The following is a 25,385-nucleotide window of genomic DNA, read 5'->3' as shown; positions in this document are numbered from 1 at the left end:
ATTGGGGCGTGCCCCCACGCTGGGGCCTCCCTTCAATGACAGCGTCTTCTTGCCGCCGGCACCAGAATCTTCGCGCTTGTCGTCGTTATCAGCCATGTAACTCGCGTCTTCCTTCACGAAACCTGCCCGCGAAAGCGCGTCGCCGCGCTCTCTGAACAAGTCCGATTGTCGGGCTCAGGGGGCGGCGTAGCATCGCTCGCGCCGCTCAAATAACCCATCTAGTTGGCAATGTAACGAGCCAGCCTGTCGGCTCGTTGCACTGCCGCCTGGGCCGCGCCCCCCTTGATGAGCGCAGCATGTATCACATTTTCGATCCCGAGTGCCAAACCCATTTGGCCCGAATCGAGCAATTCGAAATGCGGAGTTAAGACGGGCTCAAAACCAGCCTCTTCCGCCGCCTTCGTGTAGCCCTTGAGCGAACCCAGGAGCTTGTTCCGACCGTCCTCGGCCGCGTCGGTCGCGGTCAGGAGGCCCTGCACTTCACCCGCCTCGATCGCCGACTTGACCTTGGTCGAGCCGGTCACCAGCTGTCCCGCCTTGCGCGCCAGGGAGAGCGAACTGAGCAGTCGCTCCTCCAGCCGGCGCCGGGTCAGACCGGCAAGATCGTCGGGCACCTTCACCTCGGCTTTGAGGCTTTTGGCGAAGGCCTTCTTCTTCTGCGCCTCGGCCACGGTCTTGAGGCCAAGGGTAATCCAGACGCCGCGACCTTCGGCCTTGCCGTCGGTATCGGGCACCACTTCGCCGTCAGGTGAGACAACGAAGCGGATCAGTTCGGCAATCGGCTTCACCTCGCGGGTGAGGGCGCATTGCCTTTCGGTTTCTTCGCGACGCGGCACCGGGTTCGAGACCTCCCGATTACGCGGGCGCCCCTTCTTCCAGTTCGCCGGCCTCGTCGGTCACCGCGAGATCGGCTTCGGTGATCCAGCCGGCTTTGAGACGGGCCTGCAGGATCATTTCCTCGGCTTCCTCACGGCTCACCGGGAAATCCTTGAAGGTGCCCTCGAACCGCTTGGTCTCGCCGTCCTTGCGTTCGGTCCAACCCACCAGGTCGTCGGCGGCACAACCGGCAAAGTCCTCGACGTTCTTGATCTCTTCCTTGCCCAGCGCGACGAGCATTGCCGCGTTCAGGCCCGGGATCTCGTAGAGTTCGTCCTCGACGCCGAGCTTGATGCGCTCGTCGTCATTGGCCTTCTCGATCGCTGCCAGATAGTCGGAGGCGCGCTGCTGGATTTCCGCCGCGGTCTCTTCGTCAAAACCCTGGATCGAGGCGATTTCCGAGGCATCGATATAGGCGAGTTCCTCGACCGAGGAGAAGCCTTCGGAAGCCAGTAGTTGGGCAACCATCTCGTCAACATCAAGGGCCTGCATGAACAAAGCAGAACGCTCGGTGAATTCCTTCTGGCGGCGCTCGGACTCTTCGGCTTCGGTGAGGATGTCGATATCCCAGCCGATCAGCTGCGAAGCGAGACGTACGTTCTGGCCGCGACGGCCGATGGCGAGGCTGAGCTGCTCATCGGGCACCACCACTTCGATGCGCTCGGCCTGCTCGTCGAGCACGACCTTTGCCACATCGGCCGGCTGCAGCGCCGAAACGACGAGATCGGCGATCGATTCGGTCCACGGGATGATGTCGATCTTCTCGCCCTGGAGTTCGGCGACCACCGCCTGGACGCGCGAACCGCGCATACCGACGCAGGCGCCGACCGGGTCGATCGAGGAATCCGACGAGGTGACGGCGATCTTGGCGCGGCTGCCCGGGTCGCGGGCGATCGAGCGGATGGTGATGATGCCGTCATAGATCTCCGGCACTTCCTGCATGAACAGCTTGGCCATGAACTGCGGATGGGTGCGGGAGAGGAAGATCTGCGGGCCGCGCTGCTCGCGGCGCACGTCGTAGATATAGGCGCGGACGCGGTCGCCGTAGCGATAGAGCTCACGCGGAATCAGTTCGTCGCGGCGGATAATGGCTTCGCCGCGGCCGAGATCGACGATGACGTTGCCGTATTCGACGCGCTTGACGGTGCCGTTGACGATCTCGCCGACACGATTGATGTACTCTTCGTACATCCGGTCGCGCTCGGCATCGCGCACCTTCTGCACGATGACTTGCTTCGCCGACTGGGCGGCGATGCGGCCGAACTCGATCGGCGGCAGCGGCTCGGTCAGGAAGTCGCCCAGCTTGGCGGCGTCATTCTTCTGCTTGGCGTATTTGAGTTCGACCTGGCGAGAGGGCTCCTCGACCGCCTCGACCACTTCGAGCAAACGCCACAGGCGCAGCTCACCGGTCTTGGGATTGATCTCGGCGCGCACATTGGTCTCGGCGCCGTAGCGGGTCTTGGCCGCCTTCTCGATCGCATCCTGCATCGACTCGATGACGATCATGCGATCGATCGACTTCTCGCGGGCGACGGCATCAGCGATCTGGAGCAGCTCCAGGCGGTTCGCGCTAACGGCCATTTAGTGTGTCTCCTCAGTGGAAGCGTCTTCTTCAGTAGATGGGATCTCGACGGTCTCGATGTCTTCGTCGTCGTCGATGGGGAATTCAGCCTGGTCGACCTGCGCCAGGTTCATCAGCTTGTCGGTCATCACCAGCTTGGCTTCGGCCAGCATGGTCAGCGGCAGGCGAAAATCCGGCTCGCTGCCCTTGGGCACATCGGGCAGGGTGATGACGACATGATCGCCGTCGACCGCCTTGATCAGGCCGCGGAAGCGGCGGCGGCCATCGAGCAGGTCCGACAGTTCGACCTTGGCTTCGTGACCGATATAGGCGGCGAAATCGCGCACGCGGACCAGCGGCCGGTCGATGCCGGGCGACGAGACCTCGAGATGATACTCGCGGTCGATCGGATCCTCGACGTCAAGCACCGGCGAGACGTCCTTGCTCAGCCGCTCGCAATCGGTGATGTTGAAGCGGCCATTGCCGTCTTCGGCCATGATCTGCAGCGTCAGGCCGTTCTCCTGCGTCATCTTCACACGCACGAGGCTGTAGCCAAGATCGTTGGCGACGGGCTCGACGATGCGGGCGATCCGCTGCTCGAGGCCGGTCTCCTTGATGTAACGCTTTTCGGTGAGATCAAAGGTCATGATGTTCGATGAGGCCGAGGAAAACAAAAAGAGCGGGGGCCCGGTCGGCACCCCACTCTCGCTTTTAGCCAGAGATGTTGTTGGCGCTCATATAGCGCCGATGGCCGGTGAACGCAAGGTGATGTGTCCGGACTGTGCTTGGCCCCAACAGCCGCTATGGTGCGAACCAGGATTCGCACCGGAGCAGGACTGATGAAGACACGCGCGGCAGTGGCATTCGCAGCAGGAAAACCCCTGGAGATCGTCGAGCTCGACCTCGAGGGACCCAAGGCAGGCGAAGTGCTGGTCGAGATCAAGGCCACCGGCATCTGCCACACCGACGCCTTCACCCTGTCGGGCGCCGACCCGGAAGGACTGTTCCCCTCGATCCTCGGCCATGAAGGGGCGGGGGTGGTGCTGGAAGTCGGGCCCGGGGTCAGCAGCCTCAAGCCGGGGGACCACGTGATCCCGCTCTATACGCCCGAATGCCGGGAATGCCCGAGCTGCCTGAGCCGCAAGACCAACCTCTGCACCGCGATCCGCGCCACGCAGGGCAAGGGGCTGATGCCCGACGGCACCTCCCGCTTTTCCTACAAGGGAGAGACCATCTACCACTACATGGGCTGCTCGACCTTTTCGAACCACACGGTGCTGCCCGAGATCGCCCTGGCGAAGATCGACCCGAAAGCGCCGTTCGACAAGGTGTTCTATATCGGCTGCGGCGTCACCACCGGGGTGGGCGCGGTGCACAACACCGCCAAGGTCGAGGCCGGCGCCACCGCCGTGGTGTTCGGGCTCGGCGGCATCGGGCTCAACGTGGTGCAGGGGCTGAAGCTCGCCGGCGCCGACATGATCATCGGCGTCGACATCAATAACGACAAGAAGGCCTGGGGCGAACGCTTCGGCATGACGCATTTCGTCAACCCACGTGAGATCGAGGGCGACATCGTCCCGCACCTCGTCAACCTCACCAAGCGCGGGGCCGACCAGATCGGCGGCGCCGACTACACCTTCGATTGCACCGGCAACACCACGGTGATGCGGCAGGCGCTGGAAGCGAGCCATCGCGGCTGGGGCAAATCGGTGGTGATCGGGGTCGCCGGCGCCGGGCAGGAGATTTCCACCCGGCCGTTCCAGCTGGTCACCGGCCGCACCTGGATGGGCACCGCCTTCGGTGGCGCCCGCGGCCGCACCGATGTGCCGAAGATCGTCGACTGGTACATGAGCGGCAAGCTCGAGATCGACCCGATGATCACCCACACGCTCAGGCTCGAGGACATCAACAAGGGGTTCGAGCTGATGCACCACGGCGAAAGTATTCGCAGCGTGGTGCTGTTCTAGGAAGTGTGTGGCCTTGCCCGCGCATTCCGCCATCACCACCGGCTGTCATCCCTGCGAACGCAGGGACCCAGCTCAAAGCTGGCGCAAGCGGTGAGATGGGTCCCTGCTTTCGCAGGGATGACACCGAGTGTGAGGGAGTATCGGGGCCCAACCTCCTTCAACTACAGCCCCAACCTCGCGCGCAGCTCCGCCTCGCTCATGCTGCCGGGCTTGGCGCCTTTGGCCACCAGCTCATGCCCAATCGTCACCAACCCCGCGTTGAGCGGCGTCGGCACGCCGTGCAAGCGGCCGAGCAGCACGATCTCGCCATTGAGGTAGTCGGTTTCGATGGTGCCGGCGCCGCGTTTGAGGCTCTGGATCGAGGAGCCGCCGGTGCGGGTGACGCCGGCGACGGCGCCCATTTCCATCAGGCCCTGGCGGCGCGGGTCGGCATTGCCGACCGCCACCCAGTCGATGGCGGCGGCGGCATAGACCGCTTCGGCCTCGGCCTGGATCGCCTCCAGCAGCGGGCCGGTGCGGCTGCCATGGCCCAGCGCCGCCTCGAGCACGTTGCCGAGATTGTCGCGCAGTTTGCCATATTTGGAGCGCATTACCTGCTCGAGCGGAAAGGCGGCAAGCCCGGCGCTGTCGAAGGCGGTGGCGATGGCCGCGACAGTTTCGTCGAGCCCGTGTGGGTAGCGTCCCAGATCGACCATGCCGTATTTCGGCGTGCCGTAGCAGATAACCTCGCCCGGCGTGACATAGTCGGCCGGCAACATCACGGTCATGGCATAGACGTTGGGGAACAACCGCAGCGTCAGCCGCTCGTTGTTGACGCCGTTCTGGGCGCAGACCACCGCTTGGGTGGTCACCCCGGCAGCCCGCAATTCCTCGAGCGCCAGGGCGGTGTGCTGACCCTTCATGGTGAGGAAGATGACGTCGTCGGGCTGGAACTCCAGCTCGTCAGGTGCGCCGACCACCGGGAAGCTGACCAGTTGCGCATCGGCGGCAGTGCGGAACATCAGCCCGCCACTGCTCCGGATCGCGTCGAGCATGCCGCCACGGGCGATGCCGACCACCTCATGGCCGGCGAGACTGAGAGCCGCCGCGAAGGTGCCGCCAATGGCGCCGACGCCGTAGATGATGAACCGCATGCTGAACTCCTTTGGTCCAGCTTGGCGGCATCGGGCGGCCCGAACAAGGCAGACCAACGGCTATCGGTCTTTGTCGCGCTCTCGAACCGGAACAGTCTGCAGTTTTTTCTGCGAACGCTGCGGGGCAGAGTAACCGGCGGCGGGGTTCACGTACCCAGCGCTTCTCCCGCCGCCGGCCTGACCGTCACTGGGCAGCAGCCAGACGGTCTTGGCTATCCGCCTCAAGCGGAGTGGGATGGGCGCCGGCTCCGGCGCCGAGAGGTTTGACGCCGCGCAGCGCGGTGAGGGCGACGACCGCCACCAGCAGCAGCACGCCCGCCTCCACCGCGACCACCAGTTGCAACGCCGAGGTGAAAGCCGCGCCGGCGGCCGCGAGCAGCGGCGCACCATCGGGGAGGCTCGCCGCGACCGTCGTCGCGCCGGCCAGCGTTTCGGTCGCCGCATGGATCTGCGCCTGGGTGAGCCCGGCCGGCAGGTTGCCGGCAAGGAGGCCGCGATAGACCAGGGTGCCGAGGCTGCCGAGGGCGGCGATGCCGAGCGAGAAACCGAACTCCGACGAGGTCTCCTGCAGGGCCGCGGCCGCACCGGCCCGTTCCGGGGCGACGAAGCCCATCATAATGCCGGTGCCGAGCGTCACCATCGGGGCGCAGCCGAGGTTGAACAGGGCGAAGCCGACAATGACCGCAGGGACGCCCAAGCTCTGAATGAAGAACAGTACGATCAGCAGGCCGATAATAGCGACAACCATGCCCGAGGCGATCAGCAGGCCGGGGCGAATGGTCTGCGCCAGCTTGGGCGCCAGCATGAAGGCGACGATCATCAACAGGATCGCCGGCAGGCCGCAAAGCCCGGCCCAGAGCGGCGAGAGGCCGGCGACCAGCTGAAAATACTGCGCCGTCAGCACCATGATGGCGCCGGTAACGGTGATGAGGAACATCGCCCCGATCACTGCGGTGAAGGCGCCGTTCCTGAACAGCTTCAGATCGACCAGCGGATGCGCCAGCGTCACCTGGCGACGGATGAAGATGATGGCCAGCAGCAGCCCGAAACCGATCGCGCCGAAGGGGGCGAGCGAGACGTCGCCCTTGGCCAGCTCCTTCAACCCATAGACCATGGGCAGGATGGCGCCGAGCGACAGCACGACGCTGACGAGGTCGAGCCGGCCGGCCTGCGGTGCCTTGTATTCGGGCAGCAGCGTCGGAGCGGTGACGAGCAGCAGCAGCATCACCGGGACACCGAGCAGGAAGGGGGCGCCCCACCAGAAGTGTTCGAGCATGACGCCGCCGACCAGCGGGCCGAGCAGCATGCCGCCCATGAAGCAGGTCAGCCAGATCGAGATGGCGAAGCCGCGCTGCCGTTCGTCGTGGAACATGTTGGTGATCAGCGCGAGGATCGAGGGCGAGAGCGTCGCGCCGGCAATGCCGAGCAGGCCGCGCGCCACGATCAGCATGGTGGCGCTGCTCGAGAACGCCGCCAGCACCGAGGCCGCGGCGAAAGCGGCGCCGCCGATCATCAATAACTTCCGCCTGCCGATGCGATCGCCGATGGTCCCCATGGTGATGAGGAAGCCGGCGAGCAGGAAACCGTAGATGTCCATGATCCAGAGCTGCTGCGCACTGTCGGCGCCCAGCGTCTCGCTGATCTTCGGCAACGCGAGCAGGATAACGGAAACGTCGATGGAGATCAGCAGGGTTGGCAGCGCCAGGACGGCAAGGCCGGTCCATTCGCGGGCGGTGGCGCGCTGGTTCGGGGCGGGCATGGCACTTCCTTTCACTTAAGATAGCGCTTAAGTAATCCGATACAATGCTTAAGTCAACGCTTTAGTGTTGCGCCCCGGATTGTCGATAAAATGTCAAGCTCGGGTTGTATCCATCGGCAACCGACGATAGTTTGCCGGCCTCCCTCCCCTGACTACCAACCACGGACATCGCAGCATGGAATACCGCCGCCTCGGTAAGGCTGGCCTCAAGGTCAGTGAGTTTTCGTTTGGCGCCTGGGTGACCTTCGGCAAGCAGGTCGGCGAAGACGCCGCCCAATCCATCATGGGTTACGCCTACGACAACGGCATCAACTTTTTCGACAATGCCGAAGGCTATGAGCAGGGCAATGCCGAGATCGTCATGGGTGAAGCGCTGAAGGCGCTGAACTGGAGCCGCGACAGCTATGCGGTGTCCTCGAAAGTGTTCTGGGGCGGCGCCAAGCCGACGCAGAAAGGGCTCTCGGCCAAGCACCTCACCGACGCCGCGCACGCGGCGCTGAAGCGGCTGCAGGTCGACTATCTCGACCTCTATTTCTGCCACCGCCCCGACATCGACACGCCGATCGAAGAGACGGTGCGGGCGATGCACAACCTCATCACCCAAGGCAAGGTACTGTATTGGGGCACCTCGGAATGGTCGGCGCAGCAGCTGACCGAGGCCTACGCCGTCGCCCGCCAGGAGCATCTGACGCCGCCGACGATGGAGCAGCCGGAATACAACCTGTTCCGCCGCGAGAAGGTCGAGGCCGAGTTCCTGCCTCTCTACAGCCTGTTCGGGCTGGGGACAACGATCTGGTCGCCGCTCGCCTCGGGCATCCTGACCGGCAAGTACAATGACGGCATCCCGGCCGACTCACGCATGAACCTGCCCGGCTACGAATGGCTGAAGGCGCGGCTCGACAGCGACAAGGGTCGCGACGAACTGGCCAAGGTGAAGCAACTGGCGAAGCTCGCCGACGAGGTGGGCCTGCCCATCCACCACCTGGCGCTGCTCTGGTGCAACGCCAACCCGAACGTTTCGACGGTGATCCTCGGGGCCTCGAAGCTCAGCCAGCTCAAGGACAACCTGAAGGCGCTCGATTCTAAGGCGAAGATGACGCCCGAGGTGCTGCAGAGGATAGAAGCGATCATGGGCAACAAGCCGGAAGCACCGCGGCGGTTCTGAGTTCTCGCCTGCCGTACGGCTGATGGGCCGGTGCGGAAAGAGATCCCCCCACCCTGTCCTTCCCCCGCAAGGGGGGAGGAGACCAAAACGCTGGCGTCAGTGAGAGCGTCTCCCTCCCCCTTGCGGGGAGGGGACAGGGGTGGGGGTATGTTTCCCGCACCAAGCTATCCTCAACGAGCCCACCACCAATACCCAGCATTGCGCCGCCGGCCTTTCATCAGCGCCTCCCCCACACTAGACATAGCGCCAGTGATATTGGAGGCAGGATCGGGTGACGGTGCGCTGGCGCATTGTGGGACTGGCGCTGGCGAGCCTGTTGTCGATCGTCGCTATGACCGGCGTGATGGCCTATGGGCTGTGGCTCGCCGACCATTTCGTCCAGCGCATCGATGCGGTGCATCGGCGCTTCGAGGTGATCGCCGAGCTCGATGGTCGCGCCAATGCCTATGCCAAGCAGGTGGCAGGCGTGCTGCTGCTGGGTCGTGGCGAAATGCCGGCGGTGCAGACGGCGCGCATCGACATGGAACGCACCTTCGCGCGCCTCACCCGCGCCACGCGCGACGAACTGACGACGCTGGGCGGCATCACCGAGATGGTGCCCGAGCTCGAGCAGCTCGAAGACGTGCGGCGGATGATCGAACTCTACCACGCCATCGACGCATCGGCGGCACGGGCGCTGGCGGCGGCGCGCGACGGCAATGCCAGCGAGGCCACCCAGCTTTACGGCCGCGACGTCGCCTTCCGCCTCGCCAACGAGCTGCAGCCGCTGATCGACCGGGCGCTGGCCGAGGAACGCAATGAGGTTGCCGCCGAACTGCAGCAGGTGCAACGGACGCAGGGCACCATCCTCGTGGTCGCCGGCATTTTGGCGGTGGTGTCGCTGGCGGTGCTGAGTGGGCTCGGTGTGCTGCTCTATCGCGCTGTGCGCCGCTCGGGCGAGCGGCTGGAAGCGCAGATCGAAAGCCGTACCGGCGAACTGCGTGACGCCAATGCGCGGCTGCGGGCCGTCGATACCAGGCGGACCCGGTTCCTCGCCGATGTCAGCCATGAGCTGCGCACCCCGCTCACCGTGCTGCGCGGCGAAGCGGACGTCGCGCTGCGTGGCCAGCCTGGAGTAGATGAGCTGCGCCAATCACTCGAGCGGATCCGCGGTCAATCGGTCGATATGTCGAGCCTGCTCGACGATCTCATTGCCTTCGCCCGCACCGATGCCGAGAGCCAGCAGCACCTGCCCGCCGACGTGAGGTTCGACGAGGTCGTCATCGCGGCAGCCGAGGAAGCGCAGGTACTGGCCGAGCCCCGCGAAGTGAGCGTTATCACCGAGCTCGGCGACAATGGCGCACACATCGATGCGGATTTCCGCCGGTTGAAGCAAGCGCTGATGATCGGGCTCGATAATGCCGTGAAGCACTCTCCGCCGGGCAGCCGGATCACCGTCACGACCGCACGTACGGCCGAAACCGCGGCGATCGGCATTGCCGACCAGGGGCCCGGGATCAGCGACGAGGACAGGCCACGGGTATTCGAGCGGTTCTATCGCGGCCATGGCGAAGGTGCCCTCGAAAACCAGGGGCTGGGGATCGGGCTCGCCATCGCCAAGGATATCGTCGAGCGGCACGGCGGCGCCATTCGGCTCGACAATGGCGTGGACGGCGGAGCGGTGCTGACGCTGGAACTGCCGCTGGCGAAGGGAGCAGGACGATGAAGGTTCTGGTGGTCGAGGACGATCGGCGCATCGCCTCGTTCCTCGAGCGCGGGCTCGCCGCCGAGGGCTATCAGGTCAGCGTCGAGAATGATGGTCGCGACGGGCTGGAGCGAGCCCGGCAGGACGATTTCGAGCTGATCATCCTCGATCGCATGCTGCCCTATGTCGACGGGCTGGAGATCACCCGCTTGCTGCGCGAGGAAAAGCGGCCTGCGATGATCCTGATGCTTACCGCCAAGGACAGCCTCGCCGACAAGATCGAAGGGCTGAAAGGTGGTGCCGACGACTACCTGACCAAGCCCTTCGCCTTCGACGAGTTGCTGGCTCGGCTCGTGGCGCTGCGCCGCCGGCGCAGCGAGATCGACCACGAGCGCCAGCTCGTCATCGGACCACTGACGCTCGATCCGCAATCGCGCCGTGTCAGCCGCGACGGCGAGCCGATCAGCCTCACGGTGCGCGAATTCGACCTGTTGCGCTATCTGATGAGCAACCCGGACAAGGTGGTGAGCCGGCAGCGACTGCTGAACAGCGTCTGGGAATATGGCTATGATCCGGGCACCAAGATCGTCGATGTCTACATCCGGTACCTGCGGGCCAAGATCGACACCGAGGGGGCTGCCTCGCTGATCCAGACGGTGCGCGGCGTCGGCTACATGATGCCGAGCTGGTAGTATGGGCTTGATCTCGCGCTCCTACGGTGCCAGATCGGGTTTCTGCTCGATCTACGTCTCTCCAAATTCTAACCATGCGCTCAACCCTGTCTAATTTCGCTGGCTTAGCCTCCTTGCTGCTTTTCGAAGTGACGAGGAAGCTCCGATGTCCGACGAAATCTGGCCCGCCATCAAGGTCGAGCGCTTCTACGATGAGCCGCTGGCGCATTACGAAGCCCGCCGCCGCGAAATCGTCAGCATCATCAACGGCTTCCGCCACAGCCGCTATGAGGGCGACGTCGCCGAGCGGATGGAACAGCGCCTGATGGCGCTGCAGGACGGCATGGTGGTTCCGGCCGTCGCCTGATCCCGATCTTTTTGCCACCGTCGAAGGGAGGCCCGGTTTGACCGGGCCTTTTCTTTTGGCCAAGCTCCACGCTCAAGGCCACCAAACAAGGAGACCCCTCATGCGCTACATGATCATTGTCAAAGGCAAGGAGCCGTCGCCGCCGCCGAGCTCGGAAATGCTGGCCGCGATGGGCAAGCTCAACCAGGAAATGATCGAGGCCGGGGTGATGCTCGGCGGCGAGGGCCTGCAGCCGTCAAAAACCGGCGCCAAGGTAGTGATGCAGGGCGGCAAGCTGGTGGTGAAGGACGGCCCGTTCACCGAGGCCAAGGAACTGATCGGCGGCTTCTGGATCATCAAGGCCGATTCGCTCGAAGAAGCGCTCGGATGGGTGAGAAAGATCCCGATGTGGGGCGAAGGCGAAGAAGTGGAAGTCCGCCGCGTTTCCGAGGTCGAGGACTTCGCCTACGCCTATGACGAGGTTTCGGCCGAGGCGCTGGATCGCGAGAAGGCACTGCGCGACAGCGGCCAGTGGCCGGAGCAGCGCTAGAGCGTTACCGCGACAGGGCCAGACGGCGATCGGTCGCTTCGGGGCAATGGCGCCCCGAAGCTTCAGTTTCATCCGTGGCTGCCGGACGGCTCGCCGCAAACAGCCGGCCGACGAAGCCGCCGATGGAGCGCCAGAGCGACGGCTTTTCCCACAGGCCGGCATCCGGCTGCGCCTCCCATGGCGCTTCGCCGGTCCGACGGGCGAAATCTTCGCCCCAGTGCTGCTCATAGGCTTGCTTATAAAGATAGCTGGCGGGGATCATCACAAGTCTCCTCGGCTTGAACCGATTCAATATGACAACGCATGACCTCTTGAATCGGTTCAAGCATACGCTTCGATCGCAGTGAGTCAAGCAGAATTTGAACCGATACAAAAGCGTGCTATATGAGACGGAGTTGGCTAGGATGGCCGCGAGGAAACATGGCGTCCTCGAAACTGGAAAGGCTGGGATGGCACGCGATCTGGTGCGCTTGAGCGATGTGGCAAAGGCGGCGGGGGTGTCGCAGGGGACCGCGTCAAACGTCTTCAGCCGCCCTGACCTGGTGCGACCGGAAGTACGGGAGCGCGTGCACAAGACCGCCCGCGAACTGGGCTATGCCGGTCCCGACCCGCGCGGCCGGTTGCTGCGGGCGGGGAAATCCAACGCCATCGGGGTCGCTACGGCCGAGCCGCTTTCGTATTTCTTCGAGGATCCGTTCGCCCGCGTGCTGATGCAGGGCATCTCGGAAGCCTGCGACGAGCGCGGCGCCGGACTGGCGCTGGTTTCAGCCCGCAACAGCGAACGATTGGCCTGGAACATCCAGAGCGCCCTGGTCGATGGTTTCGTGCTGCTCTGCATCGAGAACGGCGAGAAGCTGGTGGAGCTGACCCGCGAGCGTCAGCTGCCCTTCGTGGCGCTGGCGCTGGGCAAGCCCGACGACACCATTTCTGCCATCGGCGTCGACGACTATGCCGGGGCGCAGATGGCGGCCCGGCACCTGGCACAACTGGGCCATCGCCGTTTCGGTATCCTCGCCATCGAGTTCGACGAGGAACACGAGGGGCCGGTGAACGGCGCGGCGATCGCCGGAGCCACCTATTCCACCGCCCGCGACCGCGCCTATGGTTATTTCGAGGAGCTGGCGCTGTACGGCGTCGACCGCGAGACGATCCCGATCTACGAGACGCGCAGCACCGCCGACAGCGTTCGGCGCGGCCTCGACCATATCCTCTCCGGTAGCGAGCGGCCTACGGCCATCCTTGCCATGTCGGACCGGGTCGCCATGTTTGCGCTCGAACTGCTCGCCGAACGCGGTGTCAGCGTACCCGGGGACATCTCGATCGCCGGCTTTGACGGCGTGCCGGAGGCTGCGACGGCGAACCCGCCGCTCACCACCGTGGTGCAGCCGATCGCCGAGATCGGCCGACGCGCGGTCAAGACCATCCTCGAGCACGATGGCGGCGTGCATCGTGAAAGCCTGCCGCTCGAACTTCTGGTGCGAAACAGTACCGCAGCTCCGAGCGCACGATCGTGACTTGATCCGGGGAGCGTCAATCCCCAGATTCAGCAGATGCGATCCTTGCTCGCCACCGTCGCGGTTCTTGCCCTCAGCTCAGGGGCGCTAGCCTATTGCCCACCGGTGCCTGATGTCGCCAAGGACGGCTACCGGGGGAACGATCTGCAGCGCACGCTGTGCCTGCAGAATGAGCTGGCGCAATCGGCCCGGGATCGGGCGATCCGAAGCGAGATCGATGCAACGTTGTCGAAACTGCAGCGTGACCTGCAACAGCAGAAAATGCTGCAGCAGCAGTTGCAGATCGAGCTGATGCGGACCAAACCGAGTTCCCTGCTGCCTTAAGGGTGCGGGACAGTCGCCCGCTGTGTGCTGGCTGCCACCGGCGGTGGCGGCACGAGCGACGTTACTCCGCCGCAGCGCGTGGAAACTCTTCCAGCGCCGCCACCTCGTCGCTCATCCGGTCGGGCCGATAGGGCCGCAATGCTGCCTTGGCCACCTGATTGCGGCCGCTCTGCTTGGCTTTGTAGAGCGCCTGGTCGGCCGCCTGCAGCAGGTCGGTGACGCTCTGCGAGGTATGTGGCACCGAAGCCACCCCGAACGAAGCCGAGATGTCGGTGCCGTGGGTGTTGCTGAGCTCCTCGATCCTCAGTCGCAGCAGCTCCGCCTTGTCGGCCGCCCGCTCCAGCGGGCAATCGGGCAGGATCACCACCAGTTCTTCGCCACCGAAGCGACAGACGATATCGGTCTCGCGCAGCGAGCCGGTAAGGGTCAGCGCCGTATCGCGCAGCACCTGATCGCCAAAACTGTGGCCATGCTCGTCGTTGAGCCGCTTGAAGTGGTCGAGGTCGACCATGATGAGGGAGATCTCGCGGTTCTCGCGATCGGCCAGCCGCACGAAGCGCTGCAGGCAATCTTCCATGTAGCGGCGGTTGTAGAGCCCGGTCAGCGGGTCGCGCAGCGCCTGGTTCCTGAGCTTTTCGCGCAGCGCCATGTTGGCGAGCGCCAGGCTCATGCCGTCAGCGAGCGCCGAGCCGAGCGCGGTGACGTGCTCGAGCCGCTCCTCGGCGCTGATGCCCGCTGCGAACAGCTGCAACAGGCCGACGATCTCGCCGCGGGCGATCATCGGGATTTCCAGCGAGGCCTCGCCGCCGACATGATGCGCACAGCACAGCTTGCTGGCATCGCCGCGGTTGAGGTGCGGCTTGCCGCGCTTCAACGCCCAGCAGGCATTGGGGTTGATGGTTTCGGGCAGCGCGTCGTTCTCGGCGCGCGCCCAGGTGGTGGAGAGCACCAGCCGGTCGCGCGAATTGTTGAACACATAGAGCGCGCCGGAGAATCCCGGCACCAGTTCCAGCGCCGTCGCCTTCAGCACCGCATTGGCATCGGCATGGTCCGAGGCGCTCTGCAGCACATCGGCCATCTCGAACAGTCGCGCCACCTGCTGGCGCGCCCTGTCGGCGGTCTCCACCGCCGCAGCGCGGCCGTCGGCCTCGGTGACCGAGGATCGGAAGGCGTAGACCAGCCCGAGAATGGCCAGCAGACCGGCTCCCAACTGCATCAGCAACACCAGCGTGGTGCCGGCCTGAATGCGGCCGTCGTGGGCGCGCATGCGCTGATCCGTACTATCAAGGACCCGGCCGACGCCGGCTTTGATTGCGGTCACCGCCTCGCCGGTGCGGCGGCTGGCCATGAGATCGAGCCCGGCCTGCCGGTTGCCGGAGGCAGCAAGATCGATTGCCTCGTTCCAGTTGGTCAGCAGCCCGGCAACGACCTCGCGCAGCCGTTGCGGCTCCACCGATGATGGGGCGGCGATTGCGCCCACCGCATCGAAGATTGCGGCATCGGCGCCGGTGAGGCGCTCGACTTCCGCCTGATAGGCGCGCAGCGCCGCCGTCTCGCCGCCGAGGAAATGCATGGCGTTGGCATCGGCATCGGCCACCGACTGATACATCGTGCGCAACTGATCGGCCTGGGCGCGCAACTCGGCCATGGCGCGCTGCTGACTGCTGACATGGGCGAAGCCGGCGATGGCAGTCACCACCAACGTCACCACCAAGGTCACGGTCGCCAGCGACAGAATGCGCGAACGCACGCGCACCGGCAGCGGCTTCTGCTCACTCTTGGCGGTCAGGTTGGCGAACATCGGGTTGGAAAGCCCCAGGCTCCTCGATCACTTGCATAATGCCAAAGATCGGCATTGTTGCGTACGGTCATCGGCGAAGCGCTTAGCGGGCCGTGAAGCGACGTCGTGAAGGCGAGGACAAATCGATCGTTAAAATGCCGGGCGTTCGACAGCCCGCCGAGAATCTGGCTCGATTTCGAGTCACACCTGTCGAAACCTGGCGGCGGTGTTCGATTAGCTCACGACACCAAGTGGAGACCCACGATGCTTTACATCTGCCTCGTTCATTTCGACGACAAAGAGGTGTTCAGCCGCCTCAGCGACGCCGAGAAGCGCGAACTCGACATAGCTTCTACCGGCTATGATCGCGAATTGGAGCGCAGCGGCAACCTGGTGCGGGCCCAGGCGCTGCAGGGACCCGAAAGCGCTGTGCTCGTGCGGGTACGGGACGGCAAAATCTCCACCACCGACGGTCCGTTCCTCGAAACCAAGGAGCAGTTGGGCGGATTCATCCTGATCGAAGCGCGTGACCTCAATGACGCCATCCGCATCGCCGGCGGCATTCCGCTGGCGCAGCATGGCACCATCGAGGTGCGACCGATCCACCGAGTCCCACAATACGACGGCGCGGCATGACCCGGCCGATCGATATCGACGCGGTGTGGCGCACCGAGTCGCGCCGCGTGCTGGCGACGCTGATCCGGTTGCTCAGGGATTTCGACCGCGCGGAGGAGGCGCTCAACGACGCCTTTCTTGCCGCCGCCGAGCAATGGCCGCGCGACGGCATGCCGGCCAACCCGCGCGCCTGGCTGGTTTCGGCCGGCCGCTTCAAGGCCATCGACCGACTGCGCCGCAAGGCGCGATTCGACGTCGTTGCCGCCGAACTGGCGCTCGAAGAGGAGGCGCAGATGCCGCCCGAAGCCGAATCCATCGCCGACGACCAGTTGCGGCTGATCTTCGTATGCTGCCATCCCGAAGTGCCGGCCGATGCGCGCATCGCGATGACGCTGCGCGAGACCTGCGGGCTCATGACCGAGGAGATCGCTGCCGCCTTCCTCGCCAAGCCCACTGCCATCGCGCAACGCATCGTGCGCGCCAAGACTCGCATCCGCGAACTGCAGCTGCCCTACGAGGTGCCCGAACCTGAGCAGCTCAGCGAGCGGCTCGATGCGGTGCTGCGCACCATCTACCTGATCTTCAACGAAGGGTATGCGGCGAGTCATGGCGACACGCTGCTTCGCGCCGACCTCGCAGCCGAGGCGATCCGACTTGGCCGGCTGCTGGTGGCGCTGCTGCCGGACCCTGATTCCGAGGTCGAGGGGCTGCTGTCGCTGATGCTGTTGCAGCATTCGCGGCGGGACGCCCGCACCGATGCGGCAGGCGACCTGGTGCTGATCGCCGACCAAGACCGGCGGCTGTGGGACCGGGCCGAGATCGCCGAGGGGGTGACGCTGGTCAACCGGCTGATGGCGCGGCCCGAGCTCACCGCCTATGGCATCGAGGCCGCAATCGCCGCCCAGCACGCCATCGCTGCCGCACCCGAGGCCACCAACTGGGCCGAGATCGTCCGGCTCTACGACCTGTTGCTGCGGGCCGATGCCTCGCCGATCGTCATGCTCAACCGCGCCGTCGCGATCGCCATGCGCGACGGACCGGAGGTCGGTCTCAGCGAGATGGAAGCCATCCGCGAGCGCGGCGCGCTCAGCGCGTTCCGCTACCTGCACGCCGCCCGCGCGGACCTGCTGCGACAGCTGGGGCGGACGGAGGAGGCGCGGGCTGCGTATGTGGCGGCGCTGGAACTGACGCACCAGGCGGCGGAACGGCGGTTTATCGAGGGGCGGCTCGCAGAACTATCAGCTCCATCGACCCCTCGCCCCTGAGGGGAGAGGGTAGCGGAGCTGGGAGCGTTAGCAACCTAGCGCAGCTTGGGTGAGGGGTTCAGCTTCTCAGCGAGCGCTCGTTGCACCGCTTCACCCCTCATCCGGCGCTTCGCGCCATCTTCTCCCCTCAGGGGAGAAGGGCTCAGCCCCGCGCCAGCTTGTTGCGGCTTTCGGGCAGCACCCGATGCGGCGGTTGGGCGCCGTCGATGAAGGCACGGATGTTGACGATCACCGTCTCGCCCATTTCGAGCCGCGCCTCGAGCGTCGCCGACGCCATGTGAGCGGTCAGCACCACCCGGTTGTCACGGGCCAGCTGCAACAGCCGCGGATCGATGCCATTGCGGCTCTCGAACACATCGAGCGCGGCACCCGAGAGATGCCCCTGTTCGATTTCAGCGATCAACGCTGCCTCGTCGAGCAGTTCGGGCCGCGAAACATTTACGACGAATGCATCCTGCCGCATGCGCCGGAGCCGCTCAGCACCGAGGATGTGATGGGTGGAGCGACTGAGCGGGGTATGCAGCGAAACGATGTCCACCTCACTGACCATGTCGTCGAGGGATTCCCAATAGGTGGCGCCCAGTGCCTCCTCGACCTGCGGCGGCCGGCGGTGGCGGGAGAAATAGTGGATGTTGAGCCCGAAACTGCGGGCCCGGTTGGCGACGGCGGTGCCGATCCGACCCATGCCGACAATGCCGAGCGCCTTGCCGCGCAGCCGGCGGCCCAGCATCCAGGTCGGCGACCAGCCGGGCCACTCGCCGGTGGCGGGCAGCACCTGAGCCCCCTCGACCAGCCGGCGCGGCAGCGCCAGCATCAGCATCACCGCCATGTCGGCAGTATCCTCGGTCAACACCGAGGGGGTGTTGGTGACGGTGAGTCCCGCCGCATAGGCGGCTTCGATGTCAATATTGTCAAAACCGTTGCCGAATTGCGCAATCAGTTTGAGCTCGGGCGGCAACCGGGCGATCAGCGCCGCATCGATCCGGTCGTTGATCGAAGAGACCAGCACATCTTTGCCCTGCACGCCCTCGATGATGGCGTCGGGGCTCAGTGCGCCGTCGACCGGTTTCGAGGTCACCTCGAACAGCGTCGCCATGCGAGCCTCGATCTGTTCGGGCAAGCGTCGCGTCACGAAAATCTTGGGTCGGCTGAGGGTCAAAGGCGGCGCTTTCAGCGACCATTAAGGTCTTTTGCATAAGTGTAGAAAAAAAGCACACCCCTGCAAAGTCATGTTCGGCAAGGTCAGCTCCATGCTCCTCACGAGGCGCTCGCACGGGCGGCAGATCAAGGCGATTCTGCGCGCCACCATTCTCGTCGTCGCCACCCTCGCGGGCACCGGTCTACCGGTCGCGCCGCTCGCCGCCGAAGGCCCGAGCGGCCTGCCGCTGCCGCGCTTCGTCACCACCCGTTCAAATCCAATCAACGTGCGGGTCGGCCCGGGCACCAAATACGACGTCGCCTGGGTCTACGTGAAGGCCGGCACGCCAGTGGAGATCATCCAGGAGTTCGATACCTGGCGCAAAATTCGCGATGCCGATGGCTCCGAGGGCTGGCTGCACCAGAACCTGTTGCAGGGCAAGCGCGCCGGGCTCGTCTCCCCCGGCTCCACCGAGCCGGTGGCGCTGCGCCGCGACCCTGACGACAAGGCCGGGGTCCGCGCCTGGCTGACCCCGAGCTTTCGCGTCGATATCAAGGAATGCGACGGCAAGTGGTGCAAGGTCATCGCCACCGCGCATCCAGTCACCGGCAGCCCGCAAAGCTTCGACGGCTGGGTGCACCAGGGCGATTTGTGGGGCGTCTACAAGGACGAAGCGTTCGACTGAGGGGCGGAGCCCCTCGCAGCAGCGCGTTCACAGAACTCGGCGGCATCCCTGCGAAAGCGCACGTGCGCTAGGCATGGCCTTGCCCCATCCCACCGGCTGTTTGGGGCGTTCGCTGGTGGCAAGCTCGCCGGAGGACACTTCATCGCGAACGGAGGCTACCGCATTCGCGCGAGTGACTCCGTGGTGGAGGCAAAAACCCTAGCCGCGAACCTTCCGCACCCGGACGACCACGTCGACATGGGTGATGTCCATGCCGCGCGGCGGCTCGGGCAGGTTCTGGATGACGATCGAGGAGGCCGGGATGTCGATCACCCGCTGCTCATCCTCGAGGTAGAAGTGGTGATGGTCCGAGGTGTCGGTATCGAAGTAGGAACGCGATGCGTCCACAGCCACTTCGCGCAGCAGGCCCGCTTCGCGAAACTGATGCAGGCTGTTGTAGATAGTGGCGAGCGACACGTTGACCCGCGCCGAAGCGGCTTCGGCATGCAATTGCTCGGCGCTGACGTGACGATGCGCGCCGCCGAACAGCAGCTCGGCCAGGGCGACGCGCTGACGCGTCGGCCTGAGGCCCGCCATGCGCAGCACTGCCGTCAGGCACGGGCGGCGAGACGGAACGGTCCTTGCGGTGAGGCTGCGGTCGGTCATCTGGTCCTTGGCAACGTGGGCGTATCAGCTTGGAGCTTATAACTTTCACGCCCGCTCTGCACAAGCGGCGGTCGGTCGCGGCAGAGGGGCCCGGTCCCTCGCCCGACCCGCGGTCGCGACGGTGGGTCGCGGCGCTCAGTCCTGTGGGGCAGCTTGACCCTCTGCCCCCCGCTCTCTAGTAACGATTTCAACTGACCGATCGGAGAAAGCCCCGGCCCATGGCGGAGCGCAAGAACGCATATGGCTACGACGACCTGATCCTGAGCGGCAAGGGTGAGCTATTTGGCAAGGGCTATGCCCAGTTGCCGGCCCCACCGATGCTGATGTTCAACCGCATCACCGAGATCAGCCGCGAAGGCGGGGCGCATGGCAAGGGCCTGGTGCGCGCCGAACTCGACGTGGACCCCAGCCTGTGGTTCTTTCAGTGCCACTTCATTGGCGATCCGGTGATGCCGGGCTGCCTCGGCGTCGATGCCGTCTGGCAGATGCTCGGCTTTTATCTGTGCTGGGATGGTTCGCCCGGGAAGGGGCGGGCGCTCGGCTGCGGCGAAGTGAAATTTTCCGGCCAGATCACCAATGATGTCAAACTCGTCGAGTATGGCATCGACCTGAAGCGGGTGATGAAGTCCAAGCTCGTGCTCGGCATCGCCGATGGCTGGGTGAAGGCCGACGGCCAGATCATCTACGAGATGTCCGGGCTGCGCGTAGGCCTGTTCACGTAAGTTCGGATTGACGCGCTTTCGAGGTGAGAAGTCTTATGACTTTTGCTGAAAGCGCTACGCTCGCCGCCAGACCTGAGCGGTGGCCATAGAGGAGGCAGTATGAGGCGCGTTGTCGTCACCGGCATGGGGATCGTCTCCTCTATCGGAAACAATCTCGATGAAGTGATCGTGAGCCTCAAGGAGGCCAAGTCCGGCATCGTCTTCGCCGAGGACTATGCCAAGTACAACTTCCGCTGCCAGGTGCATGGCGCCCCCAAGCTCGATCCGTTCGCGGTGCTCGATCGCCGCACCACCCGCTTCATGGGCAAGGGCGCGGCGTGGAACTACATCGCCATGCAAGAGGCGATCGCCAATTCCGGGCTCGAAGAAAAAGACATCAAGAACCCGCGCACCGGCATCATCATGGGTTCGGGCGGCCCCTCCACCCCCACCCTGATCGAAGCGGCCGACATCACCCGCGAACGTGGCCCCAAGCGCATCGGGCCGCTGGCCGTGCCCAAGGCGATGAGTTCGACCGCTTCGGCGACGCTGGCGACGCCGTTCGGGATCCAGGGCGTCAACTACTCGATCACCTCGGCCTGCGCGACCTCGAAGCACTGCATCGGCGCCGGCTACGAACAGATCCAGTGGGGCAAGCAGGACATCGTCTTCGCCGGCGGCCACGAGGATCTCGACTGGTCGCTCAGCAACCTGTTCGACGCCATGGGCGCCATGTCCACCGACTTCAACGCGACGCCCGAAAAGGCGTCGCGCGCCTATGATGCAAAGCGCGACGGCTTCGTCATCGCCGGCGGCGCTGGCGTGCTGGTGCTCGAAGAGTACGAACACGCCAAGGCGCGCGGCGCAACCATCCTTGCCGAACTGGTCGGCTATGGCGCGACCTCGGACGGCTACGACATGGTCGCCCCCTCGGGCGAAGGCGCCATCCGCTGCATGCAGCAGGCGCTTTCGACGGTGAAGGGCAAGGTCGACTACATCAACCCGCACGCCACTTCGACGCCGGTCGGCGACTTGAAGGAAATGGAAGCGATCCGCACCGTGTTCGGCAACGGCGACAGCTGCCCGCCGATCTCGGCTACCAAATCGCTCACCGGCCACTCGCTCGGCGCCACCGGCGTACAGGAATCGATCTACTGCATCCTGATGATGCGCGAGAAGTTCCTGTGCGAAAGCGCCAACATCGAAGAACTCGATCCGGTGTTCTCGGACATGCCGATCCTGAGGCAGCGCCGCGACAACGTCGATATCGGCATCGCGCTCAGCAACAGCTTCGGCTTCGGCGGCACCAACGCCACGCTGGTGTTCCAGCATCCGGACGCGGCGTAAGCCCGACTGATAGAGACGGCCCCCTCCCATCCTCCCCCATGAAGGGGAAGGTGCCTGCCGGTACGTTTGGCACGATCGAGCCACGGTCTCGACTCTTCACCTCCCCCCTTGTGGGGGAGGCCGGGAGGGGGCCGTCTGCTTCAGTCGGCACCCCCTACCCCAGCATCTCCACCGCCAGCGCCAGCACGCGCTTGAACGCGGTCATGTCGGTCAGTTCCTGCCCAACGGGCGCGTCGCCGACCACCACGGCGCCGCCGCGGTTCACCACGCCGCCATGCAGCATCAGGTTGTCGATGAAGCCGAGATCCTCGATCAGGATGTGATCGGGGCCGCGCGGCTTGCCTTCGGCATCGGCGTACCACTCGCCGTTGAAATGATCGCGGGTTCGCGCGCCGTGGTCGGCCTTGACGTTGGTATAGGCGAAGGCGGGCTTACCCTGGGCGCACATGAAGCCGAGCTCGAAGCAGGTGCCGGTGTCCGCCGCAATGCCGCGGAACGGCGTCAGGTTGGCGATGATCGCATCGGCCGCGTGCATCAACTTCTCGTCGATGGCGCTGATCGCCAGCCCGAGCTCCCACTTGCTGTTGGTGGGCGGGAACTCGAGGTCGCCGGGAGAGACCGGCACCAGACCCGCCGCGCGGGTCAGCGCGATCTTCTGGTCGAGGATTTCGCGGGCGTTGGGCAGAAAGACTTCGGGGCCGGCGAGGTAGACGGATTTGGGCATGATGGCTCGTTCAGATGGCGTCAGTGACTATTGCGGGCTGGCGCCGCTGACCAGGTCGCCGCCGACAAAGGTCGCGGCAATGTTCGGCCGGCTGGCAGTGTAGAGGATCTGCTCGAGCCGTTCAGCCGGATCCGCGCCGAACAGCCGGACGGTCCCGGCCGATGCCGCGGGGTCGAGCAGCAGCGCGTCGAAGTGATAGCCGGGACGGAAAACGCCCACCGGCAGATCGAGTGCCTCACCACCGCCTGCCGTGGCGAGGTGGAAGGCGGTGAGCATGTCGATGCGCGAGTCGGGGACGCCGCGCGTTTCACGTGAATCTCTCGCATCGACGCCGTCCTCGAGCATACGCGAGGCCTGGGCGGTGGCGCGGCAGGCCTCCAGCATCGAGCCGGACGGCCCGCCGGAAATGTCGGTGCCGAGCCCGACATGCAGTCCCTTTTCCAGCGCCCGGCGCAGCGGGAAGACGGCGTTGCCGAAGTACATGTTGGAAAGGGCGCAATGCGCGACGCCGGCCCCGGCCGCGCGGACCGCGGCCATGTCGCCGTCGGTCAGAAACACCGAGTGGGCCAGCACGGTCTTGCGGCCCAAAAGCCCGAAACCAGCGAGCGCCGCAGTGTCGGTCTTGCCGTAACGATCAAGCGCATAGCCATGCGCCCAGTCACTCTCCGAGCAATGGGTCTGGACATGGCAGCCGCACTCCGCCGCCAGCGCACCGAGGCCGGAGAGCGCTGCGTCGGTGCAGGAGGGAATGAAGCGCGGCGTGATCACCGGCAGCACCCGGTCATTATCCGGCAGCGCCCGGATGTGGTCGATGACGGCACGGGTGTCGGCGACCGCCAGTTCGGCCGAGGCATCGCGATAGTAATCCGGGCAACTTGCCGGATCATCCATCACCACCTTGCCGACCAGCGCCCGCTGGCCCTGCTTGAGGCAGATCTGCGCCAGCAACTCGGTGGCTTGCCGATGCACGGTGGCAAAGTAGAGCGCCGTGGTGGTGCCCGAGGCCAGCAGGTCGGCGACCAGCGTCTCATAGCGCTGTTGGGCGAAAACGAGGTCGGCGTACTGCGCCTCGAGCGGGAAGGTGTATTTGCCCAGCCAGACCTCGAGCGGCTCGTCGAGCGCCATGCCGAGCTGCGGGTATTGCGGGGCGTGGACATGGAGATCGACGAAGCCCGGCAGCACCAGCTGGCCGGCCGGCAGCTCGATGGTACCCTCAGGCGCGCCATCGGTGGCTTGACCGATGCTCGCAATGGTGCCGTCGCTGCCGATGGCGATCACCGCGTCGCGCAGCACCTCGAGTTCGCCGCGGATCGGCGCGTGAACGAAGGTGCCGCGGAGGCTTCGGCCACGCAGTCCGCTCACCAGACCACCTTGTGCTGCTCGCCAGTCTGCACGTTGACGAACCCCTCGGGCGCCAGTTCGCTCGGCGCCACCAGCACCCAGCGCCAGGGCGAGCAGGTCAGCGTCGCGAACTTCAGAAATTCCGGGAAGCCCGGCTTCCAGAGGTTCAGCGCCGACGGCTTGTACATCCACTCCACCTGTTCGGCGGCGCGGTAGAACGCCTGCATGTCGGTATCGAAAGCTTCGGCCGAGCGCGCCGTCATCAGCCCGCCGATCTCGAACCGCATTTCGGCGACCACTTCGCCCTTGTGCACCAGCACCCAGCCGCCATCGATCTCCTGCAGCCGGTTGACCGCTGTGGCCATCGCCGCATCGGACGAACCGATGCACCAGACATTGTGGCTATCATGGGCCACCGAGGAGGCGAGCGCCGTATCAGGATCGGCCGGACCGCAGCCGGTCCAGAACATCTTCGCCACCGCGCCGTCGCCACGATAGCGATCGACCAGGGCCCATTTGGTAATCAGCCGCTCGGTATCGCGCTGCACCAGCCCATCGACAACCGGCAGGGCCTCGACCAGGAAATCCTCGTTCCAGTGGAAGGGCCTGAGCACCGCCGCCTGCATGGTGTTCCGACCGGCTTCGGCCTTGATGGCGAAATCGTCGGCGCCGAGCACACGGCCGATATTCATGGTCTTGCGAGCCCAGTCCGGCCAATCTATCGGGGCCAGCGGGCCGAGGAAGCTGTTCCCCTCGGAGACCAGCAGGCCATCGGCGTAGACGTGTCTGATCGACAGCGTCGCGACGTCGTCGAGCAGTACTATGTCGGCATAGCGCCCCGGCGCGATCGAGCCGACCCACTGGTCGATGCGCATATGCCGGGCCGGATTGATGGTGGCGCACTGGATGGCGATCTCCGGCGCGAGGCCGTATTCGATGGCGTGCCGCACATTGTAGTCGGCCGCGCCTTTCTCCAGCGTCTCGGACGCCGAGCGGTCATCGGTGGTGAAGGCGATGTTCGACCAGTCGCTGAGCCGCTCGATCAGCCCCGGCAGTATGACGTCATAGGAGAACGGACGGAGCTCGGTGAAGATGCCATGGCTCAGCCGCTCCCATGCCTCCTCCAGCGCCCAGACCTCATGATCCGACGAGATGCCGGCGGCGGCGAAAGCCGACAGGTCGTGCGGGTCGATCAGCCCGGAGCCGTGCCCCTCGACCACACCACGCATCTCCATGGTGGCGCCGATCATCCCCCACATGCGGATATAGCCGGGGTTCTCGGGGTTCCACACCGAGGGCCAGTCCATCACTTCGTCGAGGCTGACGGTGCCCATGTCGTGGGCGAGGAACTCGCGTTGCTCCTCATAGCCATAGTAGCCGCCCGACTCTTCCCAGGCGCTCGGCGGCACCGCCGATCCGGGCTGGATGAAGATCTTCAGCGGCGAGCCGGCAAGGCGCGATTTCTGCCAGAACTCCTGGTTCTTGGGGCCGTTGACGTTGGCGAACTCGTGGCTCGCCTCGCAGGTCCAGGTATTGCCGCGCGGCAGCACCAGGGCCGCCTCGAACTCGGGGGTGATGTGGGTCGATTCGATGT

Annotated in this window: 25 protein-coding genes; 13 read left to right on the top strand and 12 right to left on the bottom strand. The window is 65.2% G+C overall.

The genetic code is table 11. The features are described 5' to 3' along the window. Positions 1-218: 218 nt before the first annotated feature. From VGV07_RS20500 to rimP, 3 genes are read right to left on the bottom strand one after another with little or no spacing between them, the layout of a single operon-like run. Complete coding sequence (locus VGV07_RS20500; protein ID WP_326870592.1) at positions 219-836, bottom strand: RNA-binding protein; 618 nt, start codon at positions 834-836, stop codon at positions 219-221. A gap of 19 nt (positions 837-855) precedes the next feature. Further along, on the bottom strand, positions 856-2,457 hold the full coding sequence (gene nusA / locus VGV07_RS20495; protein WP_326870591.1) for a transcription termination factor NusA: 1,602 nt from the start codon (positions 2,455-2,457) through the stop codon (positions 856-858). Continuing rightward, positions 2,458-3,084: a ribosome maturation factor RimP gene (gene rimP / locus VGV07_RS20490; RefSeq protein ID WP_326870590.1), complete on the bottom strand. Its 627-nt coding sequence runs from the start codon at positions 3,082-3,084 to the stop codon at positions 2,458-2,460. 192 nt (positions 3,085-3,276) lie between these two features. Between rimP and VGV07_RS20485 the strand changes: the two genes are divergently transcribed. Continuing rightward, positions 3,277-4,404, top strand: a complete 1,128-nt coding sequence (locus VGV07_RS20485; RefSeq protein WP_326870589.1) for an S-(hydroxymethyl)glutathione dehydrogenase/class III alcohol dehydrogenase — start codon at positions 3,277-3,279, stop codon at positions 4,402-4,404. Positions 4,405-4,565: 161 nt separating this feature from the next. Here VGV07_RS20485 and VGV07_RS20480 read toward each other — a convergent pair whose 3' ends face one another. Next, the gene (locus VGV07_RS20480; protein WP_326870588.1) at positions 4,566-5,537 is read right to left on the bottom strand and encodes a ketopantoate reductase family protein; all 972 of its coding nucleotides are present in this window, start codon (positions 5,535-5,537) and stop codon (positions 4,566-4,568) included. Between the two features lie 184 nt (positions 5,538-5,721). After that, a complete protein-coding gene (locus VGV07_RS20475; protein WP_326870587.1) occupies positions 5,722-7,296 on the bottom strand; it encodes an MFS transporter in 1,575 nt (524 codons plus the stop codon). A gap of 175 nt (positions 7,297-7,471) precedes the next feature. Between VGV07_RS20475 and VGV07_RS20470 the strand changes: the two genes are divergently transcribed. The 5 genes from VGV07_RS20470 to VGV07_RS20450 all read left to right on the top strand — a co-directional run bounded on the left by VGV07_RS20470 (position 7,472) and on the right by VGV07_RS20450 (position 11,712). Continuing rightward, positions 7,472-8,461 (top strand): aldo/keto reductase, encoded by a 990-nt coding sequence (locus tag VGV07_RS20470; protein WP_326870585.1) that lies wholly within the window; start codon positions 7,472-7,474, stop codon positions 8,459-8,461. A 277-nt stretch (positions 8,462-8,738) separates the two neighbouring features. Beyond that, positions 8,739-10,166, top strand: a complete 1,428-nt coding sequence (locus VGV07_RS20465; RefSeq protein WP_326870584.1) for a HAMP domain-containing sensor histidine kinase — start codon at positions 8,739-8,741, stop codon at positions 10,164-10,166. After that, positions 10,163-10,837 carry a response regulator transcription factor gene (locus tag VGV07_RS20460; RefSeq protein WP_326870583.1) on the top strand — a complete coding sequence of 225 codons (675 nt, stop codon included), beginning with the start codon at positions 10,163-10,165 and terminating at the stop codon, positions 10,835-10,837. The genes VGV07_RS20465 and VGV07_RS20460 overlap by 4 nt, the downstream gene beginning before the upstream one ends. A gap of 145 nt (positions 10,838-10,982) precedes the next feature. Next, positions 10,983-11,183, top strand: coding sequence for a hypothetical protein (locus tag VGV07_RS20455; protein WP_326870582.1), 201 nt, complete (start codon positions 10,983-10,985; stop codon positions 11,181-11,183). Between the two features lie 100 nt (positions 11,184-11,283). Next, positions 11,284-11,712, top strand: coding sequence for a YciI family protein (locus VGV07_RS20450; protein WP_326870581.1), 429 nt, complete (start codon positions 11,284-11,286; stop codon positions 11,710-11,712). A 4-nt stretch (positions 11,713-11,716) separates the two neighbouring features. Here VGV07_RS20450 and VGV07_RS20445 read toward each other — a convergent pair whose 3' ends face one another. Beyond that, entirely contained in the window at positions 11,717-11,974 is a 258-nt protein-coding gene (locus tag VGV07_RS20445) for a hypothetical protein (RefSeq protein WP_326870580.1), read from the bottom strand. A gap of 187 nt (positions 11,975-12,161) precedes the next feature. On the opposite strand from VGV07_RS20445, the gene VGV07_RS20440 reads away from it, so the two are divergent. Both VGV07_RS20440 and VGV07_RS20435 read left to right on the top strand, forming a co-directional pair. Continuing rightward, positions 12,162-13,226: a LacI family DNA-binding transcriptional regulator gene (locus VGV07_RS20440; protein WP_326870579.1), complete on the top strand. Its 1,065-nt coding sequence runs from the start codon at positions 12,162-12,164 to the stop codon at positions 13,224-13,226. Between the two features lie 45 nt (positions 13,227-13,271). Then, the gene (locus VGV07_RS20435; protein WP_326870578.1) at positions 13,272-13,550 is read left to right on the top strand and encodes a hypothetical protein; all 279 of its coding nucleotides are present in this window, start codon (positions 13,272-13,274) and stop codon (positions 13,548-13,550) included. A gap of 61 nt (positions 13,551-13,611) precedes the next feature. Here VGV07_RS20435 and VGV07_RS20430 read toward each other — a convergent pair whose 3' ends face one another. Continuing rightward, positions 13,612-15,351 carry a GGDEF domain-containing protein gene (locus VGV07_RS20430; RefSeq protein ID WP_326870577.1) on the bottom strand — a complete coding sequence of 580 codons (1,740 nt, stop codon included), beginning with the start codon at positions 15,349-15,351 and terminating at the stop codon, positions 13,612-13,614. A gap of 243 nt (positions 15,352-15,594) precedes the next feature. Between VGV07_RS20430 and VGV07_RS20425 the strand changes: the two genes are divergently transcribed. Both VGV07_RS20425 and VGV07_RS20420 read left to right on the top strand, forming a co-directional pair. Beyond that, positions 15,595-15,966: a YciI family protein gene (locus tag VGV07_RS20425; RefSeq protein ID WP_326870576.1), complete on the top strand. Its 372-nt coding sequence runs from the start codon at positions 15,595-15,597 to the stop codon at positions 15,964-15,966. Next, the gene (locus VGV07_RS20420) at positions 15,963-17,210 is read left to right on the top strand and encodes an RNA polymerase sigma factor (RefSeq protein WP_326870575.1); all 1,248 of its coding nucleotides are present in this window, start codon (positions 15,963-15,965) and stop codon (positions 17,208-17,210) included. The genes VGV07_RS20425 and VGV07_RS20420 overlap by 4 nt, the downstream gene beginning before the upstream one ends. A 142-nt stretch (positions 17,211-17,352) precedes the next feature. On the opposite strand, the gene VGV07_RS20415 is transcribed toward VGV07_RS20420, so the two are convergent. Further along, entirely contained in the window at positions 17,353-18,306 is a 954-nt protein-coding gene (locus VGV07_RS20415; protein WP_414649982.1) for a 2-hydroxyacid dehydrogenase, read from the bottom strand. A 154-nt stretch (positions 18,307-18,460) separates the two neighbouring features. Between VGV07_RS20415 and VGV07_RS20410 the strand changes: the two genes are divergently transcribed. After that, positions 18,461-19,033, top strand: a complete 573-nt coding sequence (locus VGV07_RS20410) for an SH3 domain-containing protein (RefSeq protein WP_326870573.1) — start codon at positions 18,461-18,463, stop codon at positions 19,031-19,033. 198 nt (positions 19,034-19,231) lie between these two features. On the opposite strand, the gene irrA is transcribed toward VGV07_RS20410, so the two are convergent. After that, positions 19,232-19,678: an iron response transcriptional regulator IrrA gene (irrA, locus tag VGV07_RS20405; protein ID WP_349256592.1), complete on the bottom strand. Its 447-nt coding sequence runs from the start codon at positions 19,676-19,678 to the stop codon at positions 19,232-19,234. A 218-nt stretch (positions 19,679-19,896) separates the two neighbouring features. Between irrA and fabA the strand changes: the two genes are divergently transcribed. Continuing rightward, the gene (gene fabA, locus VGV07_RS20400; protein ID WP_326870572.1) at positions 19,897-20,400 is read left to right on the top strand and encodes a 3-hydroxyacyl-[acyl-carrier-protein] dehydratase FabA; all 504 of its coding nucleotides are present in this window, start codon (positions 19,897-19,899) and stop codon (positions 20,398-20,400) included. A 99-nt stretch (positions 20,401-20,499) separates the two neighbouring features. After that, on the top strand, positions 20,500-21,726 hold the full coding sequence (gene fabB, locus VGV07_RS20395; protein ID WP_326870571.1) for a beta-ketoacyl-ACP synthase I: 1,227 nt from the start codon (positions 20,500-20,502) through the stop codon (positions 21,724-21,726). A gap of 154 nt (positions 21,727-21,880) precedes the next feature. On the opposite strand, the gene VGV07_RS20390 is transcribed toward fabB, so the two are convergent. From VGV07_RS20390 to VGV07_RS20380, 3 genes are all read right to left on the bottom strand, one after another. Then, positions 21,881-22,450, bottom strand: a complete 570-nt coding sequence (locus tag VGV07_RS20390; RefSeq protein ID WP_326870570.1) for a nucleoside 2-deoxyribosyltransferase — start codon at positions 22,448-22,450, stop codon at positions 21,881-21,883. A 27-nt stretch (positions 22,451-22,477) separates the two neighbouring features. Beyond that, the gene (gene guaD / locus VGV07_RS20385) at positions 22,478-23,812 is read right to left on the bottom strand and encodes a guanine deaminase (protein WP_326870569.1); all 1,335 of its coding nucleotides are present in this window, start codon (positions 23,810-23,812) and stop codon (positions 22,478-22,480) included. Next, the coding region (locus VGV07_RS20380) for an adenine deaminase (RefSeq protein ID WP_326870568.1) at positions 23,809-25,385 on the bottom strand (1,577 nt) is incomplete at its 5' end. The genes guaD and VGV07_RS20380, both read right to left, overlap by 4 nt.

Origin of the sequence: Devosia sp. (genome assembly GCF_035944845.1) — a bacterium.
GTDB lineage: Bacteria > Pseudomonadota > Alphaproteobacteria > Rhizobiales > Devosiaceae > Devosia_A.
The sequence above is the reverse complement of the archived record's forward strand: the minus strand, read 5'-3'. Positions and strand labels throughout refer to the sequence as shown.